This window comes from Paenibacillus camelliae (assembly GCF_023715345.1).
GTDB classification, from domain to species: Bacteria; Bacillota; Bacilli; order Paenibacillales; family Paenibacillaceae; genus Pristimantibacillus; species Pristimantibacillus camelliae.
Genome location: NZ_JAMBNY010000003.1, coordinates 162918 through 179853 on the forward strand (window position 1 = coordinate 162918; position 16936 = coordinate 179853).

The window sequence follows — 16936 nt, forward strand, 5'->3', positions numbered from 1 at the left end:
TGCAATGTTCGTTCAGTTAGATACTTAGATTTTACCTACTAGGTCTAAGCTTGGCGTTAAAGTTTCAGCGCCTTCTTCCCATTTAGCTGGGCAAACTTCGCCTGGATTGTTGCGAACGTATTGAGCAGCTTTGATCTTGCTAACAATTGTAGAAGCGTCACGGCCGATACCGCCTGCATTTACTTCATAAGCTTGAACGATTCCGTCTGGGTCGATAATGAATGTACCACGCTCAGCCAAGCCGTCTTCTTCGTTAAGTACGTCGAATGCTCTAGAGATTGTGTGATTAGGGTCACCAATCATGATGTACTCGATTTTGCCGATCGCTGGAGAATGATCGTGCCAAGCTTTGTGTGTAAAGTGTGTATCTGTAGACACGGAGTAAACTTCTACACCAAGGCTTTTTAGTGTTGCATATTGGTTTTGAAGGTCTTCTAGCTCAGTAGGACATACGAATGTGAAGTCAGCTGGATAGAAGCATACTACGCTCCATTGACCTTTAAAGTTTTCTGAAGATACGTCGATAAACTCGCCTTTTTGGAAAGCTTTCGCTGTAAATGGTTGAATTTCTTTACCGATTAATGCCATGACAGTTTCCTCCCACTTTCTCTTTAGTTTTTCGTGTAATTATAATTACATTGAAATAATTATAATTATTAATTAAATTATCTTACATTATTCGCGCTTAGTCAACTTTAAATGCGTGACTAAAGTTAAAATTTTCTATGACAATCTATTCTCTACAGGAAAAACCATAGAGAATAGAATTCACTCTAGCTACTTTACTTACGTCTATTTTGTGTCGATCCTTGCTTCTTCTACTTTAATAAATATGACCAATTATGAAAAATTTATACGCGCACTGACTTGTACCCTCGTGTTAAACAAAGCGTACAACTTGCTTAAGAGGAAGACGTGATGAACCGTAAGCCTGTGCTGCTGCCTCACCAATCGCAATCAGAAGAATCGGAATCTCATGCTGTGGCAGGTTGAACTTTTCGGCAAACTTCACTTTATCAAAGCCGCCCATTGGAACAGTGTCGTAGCCCATGTCCTTTGCTAGAAGCATGATTTGCATCGAGATTAATCCAGCATCAAAGGTTACAATGTTTTTAAGAACATCCTCTGGCAATCCTCCATATAGAGCAACTGAGCTTTTAATCATATGGTCGGCAATTTCACGTGCCATATAGCCATGTTCAAAATTAGCGTTATAAATTTGCTCCGCATTGTTATACATCGTCATGTCGCCTAGAACAGCGATAATCGCTGACGAGGTTTCTACTTGCTCTTGATTGTTCGCAATTGCACGTAAATCCTTTTTTGCTTCGGGATTATCAATGACAAGAAAACGCCAAGGCTGCAAATTGCTTGAGGATGGAGCCGACGTTGCCTGCTCAAGTAGATATTCCAGCTTCTCACGAGGAATGACTACCCCTTCTTTATATTTGCGCACTGATTTACGAGCATGCATAATTTCTTCTAGCTTTGTATGTGTTTGTATCACCATAAACAACTCCTCTTCGATGTATTTACCAACGACTTGTATTGTCATTCAGCTTTTTAATGAGCAATTGCAGCTGATCGATTTCCTCGTTCGTAAACTCCGCATATAACTCATTCATAAATTGTTTCCTGTTATCGTCACAGGAGGTTAGTCGTTCTCTGCCAATCTCAGTAATTTGGACAATAATCTCACGATTATTATGCTCATTACGTTGACGATAAACGAGCTGTTGCTCTTCGAGCAGCTTTAGATGCCTTGTGATTGCTGCTTGATCGATATTTAATTGCTGCTGCAGCACAGATTGTGGGGTTTTCCCATTGCTTAAAATGACGTTTAGCAATTCGTAACGCGTTAAGCTAATGCCTGCCCTTTGCTCGAAGCACTGTGCAATCCTTCGATCAATCGTTTTTATCATCAAAAACAACTCTTTTAGCTCTTGATGTGATTTCTCCATGCAGTGATCACTCCCATCTAAAGCATGACCAGTCAATGATTGACTAGTCAATGATTGACTAGTCAACGATTGATTAGTCAATCATACACCCTCATTTAATTATTTGCAAGCTAGCGAAGTGCATCGCCTTCAAAATTATGTAAATTTTCACAAACCGACTTGAGTGATGGCATTCGCCAATTGACGAAGCATACTGGGGGAATACACATTTCACTAACAATGATAGTGCCACTGGTTGAATTTGTCCCCTCATAATTACAACGATTGAGTATACTATCTACTTATCGTTGTTAACTAGAGGGGATTTACTATGTTAGAAACAATCTTAACGTTGAATTTTTCCAATAGGAATCCACAGCTCGACTTCTTTTTCCTCAGTAAATACTTGCTTTTGACCAACTTGGATTTCCGGTCCAACTTGTATTTTAGGTCCCTCAACTTGTTCATAGCCTGAGGATGGAAACCATTCCCCATAAATTTGCTTCCATTTATCAGGTGACCAAGGTACTTTCACCTCGAATACAACCCATGTTAGCTCAGGCACAAGTAATGTTGTAAATCCAACCGGACAGGGCTCCTTTGTAGCTACCCCCATGTAATAGTCGTATTCTGGGTTGCCTCTCCCCACATCGCCTACATCAACATGAAGAATACCAGAAGGATCCTGATTACTGAGAGACTTGAGTTGATTGTACGTTTCATCACTAGTAGATAGCCACACCTGCTCGACACCTGGATGCTCACCATCCTTAATGGCTGTCACCTTGTTTTTGATTCCGACCACCTGAAACGATTCCTTTTTGACGATTCTAAACTTCATTGGATCACTTCCTCCTATCGATAATCGGAAGGTCATTGGTGGATATGCTTTTAGTGGACTAGTATTGCTTCTCGCTTCTGTAGGCGTCATTCCATGTAGGCTTTGAAATGCTCGTGTAAATGCATCTGGGGAATTGTAACCGTATTTGATCGCAACATCTATTACCTTAATTGTGCTGTCCTGAAGATTCATCGCCGCAAGCGATAGTCGTCTGCGGCGTATATATTCCTGCAAAGTAATACCCGCTAGGAACGAAAACATCCGCTTAAAGTGGTAGATCGAGCAGCATGCACGCCTAGCTATCTCTTGCTCGTCAATATCATGCTCAAGGTTTTGCTCAATGTAAGCTAATGCACTATTTAAATGATTTAGCATATTCATCATATAACCTCCTCTCAATTAAACAATAGCAGGATGTAGCAATTAGCATCCGATATTTCAGAATCAATTATTGCAGGGTAACCGGCACTACTAACTTCCATGTCCACTTTGCAGTTCCTTCCCGCAACAAATAATTCCCACTTTATTACATGTAAATCATTTACATATGTAACAATGGATGATAATATGTAATCAAACGGACACGAGGAGTGATAATATGGCTGATTTACTAACGGTAGACATATTAGCTGAGATACTCGAAATGCATCCCAGAACGATTAGAAGGTACATTCGCGACAATCAACTTCCAGCAACTAAGGTTGGCGGTGAATGGAGAATACGAAGGGAGGATGCAGAAATGTTCATTGGTAGTAAGCTCGAGCACATAAAATCAAATGCGATCCAGGACGTTCAAGCATTTATGGATGGTAAGGACAGTGAGGTTGATGGGAAACTTCAGGTCTGTTCAGTACTCGACTGTTATGTAGAACAAGCTGAAGCATTCAAAATTTCAGAAGCGATTATGTGGCATATGAATCAACCTGATCCCAATCGCGGAAAAGCGAAGTTTCAATACTTTTTCGACGAAAAAGAGAATAAAGGGCGTTATATTATATGGGGAACGCCTGCTTTTGTCGGTAAAGTTCTTGCGGCAGTGGACTCAGCTGTAGGTAATTAAAACAATATCAGTATACAATCACATCTACGAACAACGTGCTATTCACGATATTCAAGGCTCCTTTCATTGGGAGCCTTTCTTCTTTATCCACCCTAACAGCCAACACAAGACATTTAAGAAATCAAACTAGCAGAGAGATGGAAGATACTATACAATTTAGAAAAATGACATAATAAGCGTGGTGACGATTCTGTTTAAGATACTTTTAATTGAAGACGATACATCGTTATTTAATGAAATAAAAGATAGACTGATGGGCTGGTCGTATGATGTGCATGGGATTACCGACTTCAATGACGTCCTTCAGCAATTCACTAGCATTAAGCCAGATATCGTGATCATCGATATACAATTACCGAAATACGATGGCTTCCACTGGTGTCGCTTAATCCGCTCGCATTCCAATGTACCGATACTATTCCTGTCCTCTAGAGATCACCCTACCGATATGGTAATGTCGATGCAGCTTGGTGCAGATGACTTTATTCAGAAGCCCTTTCATTTCGATGTGCTTATCGCGAAGATTCAAGCGGTGCTTCGCAGAGTCTATCACTATAACAATGAGCCGATACTTATTCGAACATGGTGCGGTGCAACGGTCGATTATGAGAAAAACACCGTTTCCAATGAAGCCGGAGCGATAGAGCTTACGAAAAATGAAATATTTATATTGAAATGTCTTATCGAGCAAAAGAACAAAATCGTTAGTCGTGAGCAATTAATAAGAAGCCTGTGGGACGACGAGCGTTATGTCAGTGATAATACATTAACTGTAAATGTTAATCGATTGAGAAAAAAACTAGAGGAGCTTGGGCTAGATCGCTTTATCGAAACGAAGGTGGGACAAGGCTATGTTGCGAAGGAAGAGGATGATTACCGTTGATTAAGCATTATATCGTGGAGAGGCGCAGCTGGATTCTACTGTTTGTTGTTATCCATGGGTTAATCCTCTTCATATCGTATGTCGATCCTCAGATCCCATTTATGCCGATACTTTATATTGTTTTTCTATCAGCACTAGTGTTCATTCTTTTTCTAGCTATCCGCTACAATAAAGAGACAAAATTTTACAAAAGCATGGAAGCATGGGAAAACGACCTAGATCTCGCTGCTTTAGCTCATTCTAGCAGTCCGTTCGAAAAAATAGTTGAGGCTAGTGTCATCAATCAGACGGAAAGACTTAAGCAGCGAGCTGAGTATAATCAAATGCTCGTTGAGCAGGAAAAGGATGAGCTATTATCGTGGATTCATGAGGTTAAAACACCGCTCTCTGCGATGCGATTAATCGTGGATCGTGTAGATGATGAGGCGATACGATCACAAATCATGTATGAGTGGTTAAGAATTCACCTCCTCCTCGATCAACAGCTGCACCAAAAGCGAATTCCTTTTATGGAAAATGATCTTTATATCGAGCTCATCCAAATTAAATCACTCATCACGAAGGAAATGATTGAGCTGCAATCATGGTGTATGCAGAAAGGGATAGGCTTTGAGCTTAATCTTGAAGTGCAAGAGGTGCTTAGCGATGCCAAATGGCTTGCTTTTATTATGAGGCAGCTGCTTACTAATGCTGTAAAATACAGCCATTCCTCTGACATTGTCATTAGCAGCTACCTGAGAGGCGAACAAGCCGTAGTTGAAGTTAAGGATACAGGACGTGGCATTGATGCCCGAGATCTACCTCGCATCTTCGAAAAGGGCTATACGTCAACCGCTATGCACCAGGATCATGCAGCAACGGGCATGGGATTGTATTTAGCGGAGAAGGCGGCTAAGCTGCTGCTCATTCACATCGAGGTTCAATCTGAGCCTGGAGCTGGAACAACCTTTTCTCTCGTATTCCCTAAGCATAATCCATTTGACCAAATAACAGGCATGTGACGAATTTGTCACATGCTTTTCTGTTTTGTATGATGAATCGAAGGAATTCTAAGATGAGGTCTCCTATAATGAAGCTATCAAATGTTAAATGAAAAGGTGTGGAGATATGAATATATTAGAAGCAACGAAAATCCATAAGAGCTACGGCAATAAATTCAATAAAGAAGAAGTTCTTAAAGGATTAGACGTTACTGTTAAGAAGGGTGAGTTCGTTAGTATTATGGGCCCATCAGGCTCCGGTAAAACAACGCTGCTGAATGTACTCTCCTCTATTGATAAGGTGAGTAGTGGCACTATTCAGATTGAAGGCAAGGATATGACAGTCATGAAGGAAAGACAGCTGGCTGAGTTTAGACAGCATCATTTGGGCTTTATCTTTCAGGACTACAACCTTCTAGACACATTAACCGTTAAGGAAAATATACTGCTTCCATTGTCCGTAACTAAAATCTCTAAGAGGGAAGCTGATCTGAAGTTCAGCCTGCTTGCTAAGGAGCTTGGCATCTATGAGCTTAAAGATAAATACCCGAACCAAATTTCAGGCGGACAAAAGCAAAGAACGTCTGCCGCACGAGCATTCATTAATGAACCGAGCATCATATTTGCCGATGAGCCGACTGGTGCACTGGATTCGAAGGCAGCCTCCGATCTATTAGATAAGCTAAGCGATCTCAACGATAAGCTTAAGGCGACGATTGTTATGGTTACACACGATCCGGTAGCAGCTAGCTACTGCAGTCGAGTAATCTTTATTAAGGATGGACGCATCTTCACCCAGCTAACGAAAGGCGAGGAATCAAGACAGCATTTCTTCCAGGACATTATAAAAACACAAAGTGTACTAGGTGGTGTGCAGCATGAGCATTAATCACCTCATCGTACAGAATCTAAAAAAGAATATTAAAAATTACTTTTTGTATATTTTTGCTTTGATCTTTACCGTTGCCCTTTATTTCGCTTTTGTCACCCTACAGTATGATCCAGCTATGGACGCAACGAAAGGCTCGGTGAAGGGCGAAGCTTCGATTCGCGCTGCATCGGTGCTGCTTGTCGCAATCGTGACCATTTTCTTGCTGTATGCGAACAATATCTTCATTAAAAGACGCAGTAAAGAGATTGGGCTGCTTCAGCTAATTGGCATGCGAAAATCGAAAATTTTCCGCATTCTTACGCTAGAAAATTTAATACTGTACTCCAGCTCATTAGCTATTGGGGTTTTTGTTGGTTTTTCCGTATCAAGATTGTTTATGTTAATTCTATTCAAAATTACCGATGTAGAAGCTGACGCGACGTTAAGCTTTTCAACGGAAGCGCTGACGCAGACGATCGTTGTCTTTGCTTGTATCTATCTACTGATTATGCTGATGAATTACTTGTTCATTAAGAAGCAGTCAATTCTATCCTTATTCCGAGTACGCTCATCAACAGAGGAAAATAACCGAAAGGTCACCGTTTTTGAGATGCTGTACGGTACAGCCGGAATTCTGCTCATTCTGTTTGGCTATTATCTGTCATCCAGACTATTCAATGGTGACTTTACGTCAATTAACGGGCTGTTTATTGCGATGCTCTGCATATTAGCGTCCGTCATCCTAGGAACGTATCTGTTCTACAAAGGCTCGGTTCGCTTCCTGTTTTATATCATTCGTAAAAAGAAGGATGGCTACTTAAACATATCGGAGGTTCTATCCCTCTCGACCATTATGTTTCGGATGAAATCGAACGCCTTACTGCTTACGATCATTACGACGGTATCAGCACTTGCCATTGGGCTGCTATCACTGAGCTATATTTCTCTCTATTCCGCAGAGCAAATGGCTAAGGATAATGTAGCTGCAGACTTCGCTTTAGCCTCCGAAGAGGATGCCCAGCAGTTCAAGCAAGCACTGCAGGAAGGGAATATCGCTTATACGGATCATACGATCGAGGTCATTCAAGCCAATGTAAATGTCGAGCAAATATCCGAGGCGAAAACTCAGGTGCTGGAGCTCGATCCTAACATAATGCTCACTCCAGTCATCCGTGACAGCAACACTGAGCTAGATGTAGCACCAGGAGAAGTGTACTTTACAGGTTCTAATGATCTACTGCGTAAGATGCTGCCGCTTAAAGATTCAGGCACAATCGAATTGCTAGGTATGAATAACACGATCCCTCTCACGTACCTCGGCATGCGAGATGAATTCTACGTATCCTATTACTATACTAGTGGGGGCGTTCCTCTTGCAGTAGTAGATGACAGTGTGTTTGAGCAATTGAAGCAGGACCTTGATCCTGAGCTGCAAAAGGGTTCCTCGCTATATATCGGAATTACGATAGACGATGAATCACAGCTAGAAAAGGCGAATGAGGCGTACAAGCAAGCGAATTTCATGACTCCTCATGAGTCAAGACTAGAAATGAGCAGCAACCAAAAACGAAATATGGGCTTAATTATGTTTATCGTTGGCTTTCTAGGACTGAGCTTTCTAGTCACGTCCGGTTGTATTCTATACTTCAAGCAAATGGATGAAAGTGAAGAAGAAAAGCCTAACTACACGATTTTAAGAAAGCTTGGATTCACGCAAGGCGATTTGCTCAAGGGAATTCAGGCGAAGCAGCTGTTCAACTTCGGTATTCCATTAGTGATTGGCCTAGCTCATAGCTACTTTGCAGTTAAATCCGGCTGGTTTATGTTCGGTACGGAGCTATGGACACCGATGGTTATCGTCATGTTGTTGTATACGGTGCTATACTCCATATTCGCCTTCCTATCCGTTCTGTACTACAAAAAGGTGATTAAGGCATCGCTATAGCTACTCTACTTGTGAGCCTCCTGCCACCTTCAATGTATACAAAGCAGCCCATTGCCTGTACTAGGGCAATGGGCTGTTATAGCTTCTAAGACTTGTAGCTCTACTTGATTCTATGACACTTTCTACATCCCTCTACGGCATCGTTCCAGAAACGATATCACTGTAGATCGTATGCACTTCCCCGCTAGCATCCATATAGATCAAGTATGTCCGCGCATACCATGTTTCTCCTGATTGAACGCCTGTCTTATTCATCATAAATTGTCCGGTCTCCGTCTGTGCACTAGACCTCGCTTTTATCGCGTTTTCTGTACCAAAATGCAGTTCAGTTATCGGAGTATCCGATTTCTTGACAACAACACCCGTTTCAATAAATAAAAATGGTGACGTCATGTCATACTGACCGATAAAGGACATTCTTAACGTCAATGAATTCGCGATAACATCTGGCGATATCATAATAATTGGAGATTTTACGATAGGTGCGGAATCGTAAACCGCCGTTAACGTCGTGTTTCCAGTTATATAGAAGGTATACGCTTCATTATAGCTTACAGTCTTCAGATTGCTTTCCCAGTGTGAAAACTGAGTTCCCTCTGCCGGTTGATCAGCGATTACCGTTACCTTAGCATCAAATGGGTAGCTTGTTTCACCACTTGGAATGCTTCCTCCGTTTACTGTCACCGTGTACTGCTTTACCTTCTCCGAGTATACAGGCTTGAAGGTTACATGCTGTTGGATATTCGTGTAGTCTGATGACCATCCAATAAATTCAGCATCTGGCTTTGAAGGATTCGGTGGTGGTGTAGCATCTCCTCCCCGAGGGATTTGCTGAATGGAAAGCACATACCCACTTTCACTTACAAATCGTACCGTATATACTTCTTCTTCAAGCTTAGTTGATGTTGCAATCAAGCTCATATCTCTCGTAATATTGAAGCTGTAATCAAGCTGAGTACTAAGTACCTTGCCTGTCGCGACATCCTTCCAGCTTTCGAATTGGTACCCCTCTAATGGCACAGCGGTAAGCTGCACGGAATCTCCGTATTGATAGCTAGTCTCAGCACCAGTAACGATACTGTTTACAGGTGTGACCGATACAACAAGCTCGTTCTCCACTATCCACTTTGCGTAGAGTAAAGTATCTTCAGTAATCCACTCACTAGCTAGATCAAATCGATCTGCGAATGTTCCGTTATCTGTAAACCAGCCTTCAAAACGGTATCCTTCTCGAATGGGCGCAGTAGGAACCGCCGCAAGTTTCTCGCTAATAACCATTTGACTATTAACTGGGGTGCCTCCATTCGTTTCGAACATTACATGATATAGCGGTTTTACGACAATCTCATATATCACGATCGTTCCATCCTCAGCCATTACCGCTAACTGATCACCGATTACAAGCTGATCTGCAGATTGCTTTTCTGCTGCCAAGTCGAACTGCTCCGTCGTAATAATAGTAGTATTAGAAGCTACAACCTTCCATTGTGCCTTTTCAAACTTGTTGAGCTCACTCAATAGCTCAAGGACCGTTGTTTCCGTTGTAATATCCGTTTGCTGGGATACGATGGATTGCTCTTCTTCTAATACCGAATATGCATCACCGACCGCTGTTACGGTTGCATCGTTACTTAAAATGGTCAACGTTACTGGCCATTCGGTGAAACTTAATAGCTCGTTACCTGCTAGATCAGTTACTTGACCTACAGCTGCATCATAAGTGAGCGTAACCTGTGCCTCTATAGCTACAGGCTCTGCCAGCCTAATTAACCAAACGTTCGCGTTATTCGTTGCAGCCGCTTCTAGTAATGACCAAGCTTCACCATCTACGATTAATGTAAAACCATCTACGGTTAGCTGTACTTCCTCGTCAAAGGCTACCAACAACTGAGCGGGCTCATTACTCCGTATATTAGCTTCTAGCACATAAGGCTCTACCGTATCAAGTGGTTCATGGAATTGCTGACCCTGCAAGTACGGATAAGCGCGCCCATCATGAATCTTCCATATGCTGTCGAAGTCCCAATCCTTAAACATTGCCTGCTGTTTTAATTCCTTTGTCGTCTTACCTACACCGCCGTAAGCACTATTACCACGATATTGGTCAAGATTCCAGTAGGTGCTCTCAACGACCGGCATATTCAGCTCCCGTCCTTCACCTATTAGAGCTCCGATATACGTTGATGTCGTTGCTGACACAGATGAACTTGTATAGCTATTACGCAGCAAGCCACCAAACATTGCCCCTGCAATTCCACCTACCGATCTGTTACCTGTAACGGGTGCAGTATTGTACGTATCAATAAATGTTGCACCTCCGACACCTGCAGCCATACCGATCAGTCCACCGACTTGATTGTCGCCTGTTACAGCTCCACTGTTATAGCTTTGTTCGAATGTACATGCATAGCTAGCACCAGCTAGACCGCCAATTGAAGTTAACTGACCTGTTACTGTGCCTTCATTGTAACTGCCTTGCACAACACAGCTATTCAAGCTATAGCCTACCAACCCGCCGACAAAAGATCTCCCCGCTACAACGCCTTCGTTATAGCTGTTATGAATCGTTGCATCCTGCAGCAAGCCTACCAACCCGCCTGTATAGGTTTCGCTATTAATGTTCGCTAGGTTATAGCTGCCTTCTATCGCTATACGAGGCAGTCCTGTGATCGAGCCAGCTAAACCACCAGCAATCGTTGAGCTTATAATTTCTCCTGCATTATAGCTCGAGGCAATCGCACCTTCATCCTCTACATTACCCGCAATTCCTCCAGCATTTCTTCCACCCTGTACAGTAGCATGATTCTCACTACGTTCGATACGACCGCTCCCCTTTAGATTAGCGACAAATCCGCCAACCATCCCGGAGCTAGACTCTACATTAATTGAGCCGCTAACAAAGCTATCCTGAATCGTTCCGTATAAGGTTTTCGCAAAGCTACCGTTAGATTGATAGGAGTCAAGATTCACATTAACGACTGCTAGATTCGTAATGGTGGCTCCAGCTTCAACCGTATCAAACAAACCTTGCTCGCCGCTTAGTCCACTAATCTCATACCCCGCGCCATCTAGATGTCCACTGAAGGATGGGATGGAACTCCACCCATAAGCTCCAGCCTCTCCGGAAGCGATATAATCTGCTAAATCAATGTTTGCAGCCAGCTTAAAGTAAATGCCTTCTTGATCTTCATAGTTTCTAATATTGCTTACATGCTCTGGAAACAGGATCAACCAAGGGTCTTCCTTAGAGCCGCTGCCTCCGGCAAATTCCTGCTCCAGCCATAGGTCGATGACTGTCATATTCGTAAAGCTGGTCATTCCATTGCCAGCAGCATCGGCAATGGCACCTTCCTCCGCTTGATAGCCTAGCTTCACGGTATGAAGCTTTGTTTCCGGCAAGCTGATGGATTGATCAAGCTGAACGATCCATTCCGTACGATCCTCGTTGTGATTAATGATCCCAGTCACAGCAATGGAAGATCCTTTATTTGCGACAGTAAAGCCTTCTTCATCTACTGCGTATGCTGGTTCGTCAAACGTAAGGATCATTCTGTCCCGCTCCTGAACGGGAATCTGTGCGCTAATTACAGTAGGCGGAGCGATATCCTTCTGTTTTGCCAGATCTATGCGACGTAAGAAAGGATACATAGCACCTTGATCTATATTCCATATGGAGTCAAAGTTCCAATTGGCAAATGTTGAACGTTGTTTGAGCGCCGTCGTTCCCATTCCCTGTCCACCGAAGCTTGAGCCAAGCGTTGTTTGATCTATATTCCAGTAGCTGTCGGTTATCGCTACTCCTTGTACTCCTCTTCCGCCGATAATAATACCGGTATGCGTGATGCCTTCAACTTTGGCGAGACTATAGCTATTAGCAACCTTACCCTCATAATAGCCTGCTAAGCCACCAACATAATCCACCCCACTAACGTTGGCTACACTATAGCTGTCCTTAATATTCGTGCCACCGTTAGAGCCTAGACCTATTAGGCCACCTACATTGCTTTCACCAGTAATCGATCCTTCACTATAACTGCCCGATATGGTTCCCCACGTATACTGCCCGTAAAGACCGCCTACATTCTCCTTACCAGTTAGTGACATAGAGCTATAGCTGTCCTCTACCATCCCAGAGCCTGATCCAACTAGACCACCAACATAATATAAGCCTGTCACCGATCCCTCTGTGAAGCTATTAATTATTTGGCCATCCTGCATCGTTCCAATTAAGCCGCCTAGCTCAGCCTCCCCATTTACAGGTCCTTTCTTATAGCTATCGCGAATTACACTTCTTTCATAATATCCAGCTAAACCGCCGAGCTGAGTCTGTCCTTCGACGACAGCCTCTGAATAGCTATTTACAATCGTAGTATCACGATTGGCATTACCAACTAGACCACCAACCATTGAATTTCCATTGACTTGTCCTTTACTGAAGCTGCTATCGATCACGCAGCCGTACTGTAAGTAGCCACCTATTCCACCGATACGCTGGTCGCCACTGACCGTGCCTTCGTAAAAGCTGTTTTGAATTGAGCAGCCATTGCCAAATCCCACAAGGCCACCAATATATGAGGTACCTGTAACATCACCCGTACTGCTGCTGCCAACCATATCAACAGCCTCAAGTACGCCCACAAGACCACCAATGTTGGTTTCACCACTTATGCTTGCTGAGCTAGTACTGTTTTCAATACCTACTCGAGCAGCTCCTATAACTCGTCCAGCTATCCCTCCAAGAGAGGACGTACCCTCGACAGAGCCTTCACTGCTGCTATTACTAATTTTACTGTTGTCCTGCACACTTCCAGCTATGCCGCCCAAGTGCCAAATTCCTTTAATGTGTACATCACTATGGCTATTCACAATTTGACCGTTACCTAGCAGCTGTCCGGTAAATCCGCCGAGCACATAGCCAGCCTCGTTGGTAATTGATCCGCTAACTGTGCTGTTCTCAATGGTTCCTTTAACGAAAGCTGCCATTGCTCCAGTATCATTGGCTTTCTCTAGTGAAACATCCAGCAGTGTCAGGTTTTTAATCATTGCCTGTTCATCTAGAGTCACGAATAATCCTCCGTAACGGTTACTCATCTGTAGACCCTTAATTGCAAAGCCTGCTCCATCTAGTGTTCCATTGAACTGCGGAATCGGCAGCCAGCCATCAGCATTGAATCCTTTACCACCCTCACTTAAATATTCCGTAAGGTCTATGTCATTCGTAAGCTCAAAATACACATCTGTCGTATCGCCATAGCTCCGGATAAGATCTAGCTGCTCCGGCGTAGCAATCCGTATAGGATCATCTAACGTACCACTACCACCGTCAAAGAAGTCATCCAGTATTAATTGGTTATCTACTGGCTCCCCGTCTATGCTAGCTAATGAATTGCCGGCTTTATCTTGAAAGTACATCGTATTTACATATGAAAACTTGACCGTATCCTTAATATTGATCGGCTCGGAAAGGTCAAACACCATCGTTTTACTATCTATACTTGTGAGATCATCTAATCGAATAGTGACACCCTGTCCTGTTAGTAGATTATAATCATTCGTCCAACGAACAATGGTAATCGGCTCATCGAAAAGCATCGTTAACTTGCTGCGATCTGATGGACCGATAAACGCGTCTATTAAAATCGGTGAGGCAATGTCTGGCTGTACACTATGATCTATTCCTTGTAGATACGGATAGCTTTCCCCTTCTTCTATGGCCCATATCTGATCAAAGTCCCAATCGGTGTACATAAGTGATTGCTTCATCGGTGTCGTTTGAACACCTACTCCATCTGAAGACTGAGCAACCTCTGATCTGCGAATATCCCAATAGCTATTCTCCACTAATCCAGCCTGCTGGCCGTCTTTACCACCAATTATGCCACCAGCTGATGGGGAGGAGCTCATGTTACCAGCATTAAAGCTGCTGCGGATGGATGCATTAGCCCCTAAAAAGCCAACCAAACCTCCTACTAGCTCTTCTCCGGTTACTTTTCCGATGTTATAGCTGTTTATCACTTCAGCATCTTCACCTGACCCAAGTAAACCACCTATTGCATGTTCCCCTGTAACAGAGCCATTACTGAAGGCTTCTGAGATGCGACTTTCATTGACAGCTGTCCCTGCTAGGCCGCCAACATGCTCTGTACCAGTAACTTTGGCTTGATTATAACTGTTGCGAATGGTGCCCCCATCCAATTGACCAACGAGTCCACCTACATGTTGACTACCTTGAATATTACCCGTTACATGTATATTCTCAATCGTGCCCTGTGCTATCGAAGCTACTGCTCCTCCACGGCCCAACACTTCAATATCAGTATTGATAAGCTTTACGTCACGAACAGTACTGGATTCGCCTAGCTGCTGGAATAATCCACCTTGCTCCCCTCGCATATAAAGCCCTGTAATCGAGTGGCCTGTTCCATCGAAGTGACCGTTAAATTGAGGAATGGATGTCCAGCCTTTCCCATCGTTATAACCTACTCCGCCCGACTGTAAATAAGAAGTAAGATCAATATCAGCAACTAGCTTAAAATAGCTTTGATCTGATATGTTCATAAAACGAATGCCGCTTAATTGTGAAGGCGTAGCGATTTCCCATGGGTCCTCTTGTGTACCGCTGCCAGCATATTCATTATTATTCTCAACCTGGAGGTTATTAACGGAAAGCATTTTGTTCTGTCTTACATCTGAAATACTACCTTTCTCAGATTGATAGGAAAATGTTACGCTATCGGTGAATAGGATTGGACTTGCAAGCGAAATCTTCCACTCTGAGCCATTTATATTAATAGCTTCAATGGTCTGTAACGTCTCACCATTACGCTTGATTATCAATCCCTTCAAGCTGCTTATATCTACCTGATCATTAAAGGTTAAATAAAGATGCTCGCGATCCTCTAACTTCACCTCAGCATGAATGATGAATGGAGCTTCCAGCTTCTGGACATTCATATCAATACTCTTTAAGTAAGGGGTCGATATATTTTCTTCAATTGCCCATGTCGTGTCAAAGTTCCAATTACTAAACGTGCTCTTCATCTTTGTAGCTTCGGTTGAAACGCCTATGCCACCATACATTGACGATGTATGTGTCTTATCTTTATCCCAATACGTATTTTCAATGATGAGCTTTGAATCACCCGTTCCTGAATCATTGTTATAGGCTAGAATACTGCCTAAATGCCATGTTCCATTAATCTGAGCTGCACTATAGCTATTTTCTATTCTTCCGCCATCTGCATCAAAATTCATTCCGATTAACCCACCAACATAGCCTTGCCCACTAACCTGAGTAACACTATAGCTGTTTGTTATTACCGCATCACGTGATAAGCCAATTAATCCTCCTATGTAGTCAAAATCACCGCTTACAATTCCACTACTAAAGCTATTATCTATTGCGCACATCGGCACACTTTCGCCGATTAAACCACCTACTTTGGTATAACCTTTAATGGCTCCTTTACTGTAGCTGTTTTCAACCAAGCATCTACCGCTACTAATGTAACCAATTAAACCACCAGCAGCTCCTGCACTTTCTACAGTTCCCAAAAAGTAACTATTACTAATGATAGCTTCATAGTATTGATAGGCACTCCCAACCAATCCCCCAGCATGTGCATAGCCAGAGGTGGATTCAACGTATACAGAGGATGTACTGTAGCTATTCGTAATGTTACCTCCCCCGCTACCAACTAATCCTCCTGCTATGCCAATTCCACTTACGGCCCCTGAGCTGTTACTATTGATAATTTGTGCAGTTCCCAGTGCCAACCCAACTAGCCCGCCTGTTCCACCGCGACCTCCTCGTACGTTTGCCTCCGAATAGCTATCCACGATTCTAGCATTTTCCGACATTCTAGCAGCTAGCCCTCCAGAATAATTGCTGCCCTTTACACTTCCAGTAACCGAACTCTCTAGAATTTCTCCATCTAATAGATAGGTGATACCGCCACTATTCATGGGTACATCAATATCGACCTCTAAGTTCAGACGTGTTACTCTAGCAAACCCATCTAACCTGTTGAATAGTCCCCCATCCTGACCTCTAACATATAACCCCGTAATATGATGATTGTCACCATCCAATGTGCCGTTGTAGCGATCTATGGGTACCCAGCTTCCGTCACCGTAGGATGACAAGTCAATATCATTGACTAACTTAAAATTTTTGTCTTGGTAATGTCTGACCTCATCCAACTGCTCCGCTGTAGCAATTAACCATGGATCCTCTGGCGTCCCACTGCCTCCAGCAAATGGCCCGCTGTCTGTACTAACCACTTCATTGGCTTGTACGCTATAAAGCCCGATATTACCCATCACTGTCGTAAAAACAATCGCAGCAATCGTCAACATCGAGACCCAGCGTCTTGTTATTAACCTGCTCATCTTATTCCTCCCGATATGTTATGTA

At 43.1% G+C, this 16936-nt stretch carries 10 protein-coding genes; 5 read left to right on the plus strand and 5 right to left on the minus strand.

The annotated features are described in order from the left end of the window. Positions 1 to 24: 24 nt before the first annotated feature. The 4 genes from ahpC to M3180_RS08625 form a co-directional block, all read right to left on the minus strand. Positions 25 to 588, minus strand: a complete 564-nt coding sequence (ahpC, locus tag M3180_RS08610; protein ID WP_251666980.1) for an alkyl hydroperoxide reductase subunit C — start codon at positions 586 to 588, stop codon at positions 25 to 27. 292 nt (positions 589 to 880) lie between these two features. Further along, positions 881 to 1507 (minus strand): nitroreductase family protein, encoded by a 627-nt coding sequence (locus M3180_RS08615; protein ID WP_432806919.1) that lies wholly within the window; start codon positions 1505 to 1507, stop codon positions 881 to 883. Between the two features lie 25 nt (positions 1508 to 1532). After that, positions 1533 to 2042 carry a MarR family winged helix-turn-helix transcriptional regulator gene (locus M3180_RS08620; RefSeq protein ID WP_251666982.1) on the minus strand — a complete coding sequence of 170 codons (510 nt, stop codon included), beginning with the start codon at positions 2040 to 2042 and terminating at the stop codon, positions 1533 to 1535. Between the two features lie 244 nt (positions 2043 to 2286). Beyond that, the gene (locus M3180_RS08625; protein WP_432806920.1) at positions 2287 to 3162 is read right to left on the minus strand and encodes an AraC family transcriptional regulator; all 876 of its coding nucleotides are present in this window, start codon (positions 3160 to 3162) and stop codon (positions 2287 to 2289) included. Between the two features lie 217 nt (positions 3163 to 3379). Between M3180_RS08625 and M3180_RS08630 the strand changes: the two genes are divergently transcribed. From M3180_RS08630 to M3180_RS08650, 5 genes are all read left to right on the plus strand, one after another. Next, the gene (locus M3180_RS08630) at positions 3380 to 3841 is read left to right on the plus strand and encodes a helix-turn-helix domain-containing protein (protein ID WP_251666984.1); all 462 of its coding nucleotides are present in this window, start codon (positions 3380 to 3382) and stop codon (positions 3839 to 3841) included. A 190-nt stretch (positions 3842 to 4031) separates the two neighbouring features. After that, entirely contained in the window at positions 4032 to 4724 is a 693-nt protein-coding gene (locus tag M3180_RS08635) for a response regulator transcription factor (protein WP_251667087.1), read from the plus strand. Continuing rightward, complete coding sequence (locus M3180_RS08640) at positions 4721 to 5725, plus strand: sensor histidine kinase (protein ID WP_251666985.1); 1005 nt, start codon at positions 4721 to 4723, stop codon at positions 5723 to 5725. The genes M3180_RS08635 and M3180_RS08640 overlap by 4 nt, the downstream gene beginning before the upstream one ends. Before the next feature lie 106 nt (positions 5726 to 5831). Then, positions 5832 to 6593 (plus strand): ABC transporter ATP-binding protein, encoded by a 762-nt coding sequence (locus M3180_RS08645; protein WP_251666986.1) that lies wholly within the window; start codon positions 5832 to 5834, stop codon positions 6591 to 6593. Continuing rightward, entirely contained in the window at positions 6583 to 8520 is a 1938-nt protein-coding gene (locus M3180_RS08650; protein WP_251666987.1) for an ABC transporter permease, read from the plus strand. The genes M3180_RS08645 and M3180_RS08650 overlap by 11 nt, the downstream gene beginning before the upstream one ends. Before the next feature lie 132 nt (positions 8521 to 8652). Here M3180_RS08650 and M3180_RS08655 read toward each other — a convergent pair whose 3' ends face one another. Next, positions 8653 to 16911 carry a GLUG motif-containing protein gene (locus M3180_RS08655; RefSeq protein WP_251666988.1) on the minus strand — a complete coding sequence of 2753 codons (8259 nt, stop codon included), beginning with the start codon at positions 16909 to 16911 and terminating at the stop codon, positions 8653 to 8655. Positions 16912 to 16936: the final 25 nt, after the last annotated feature.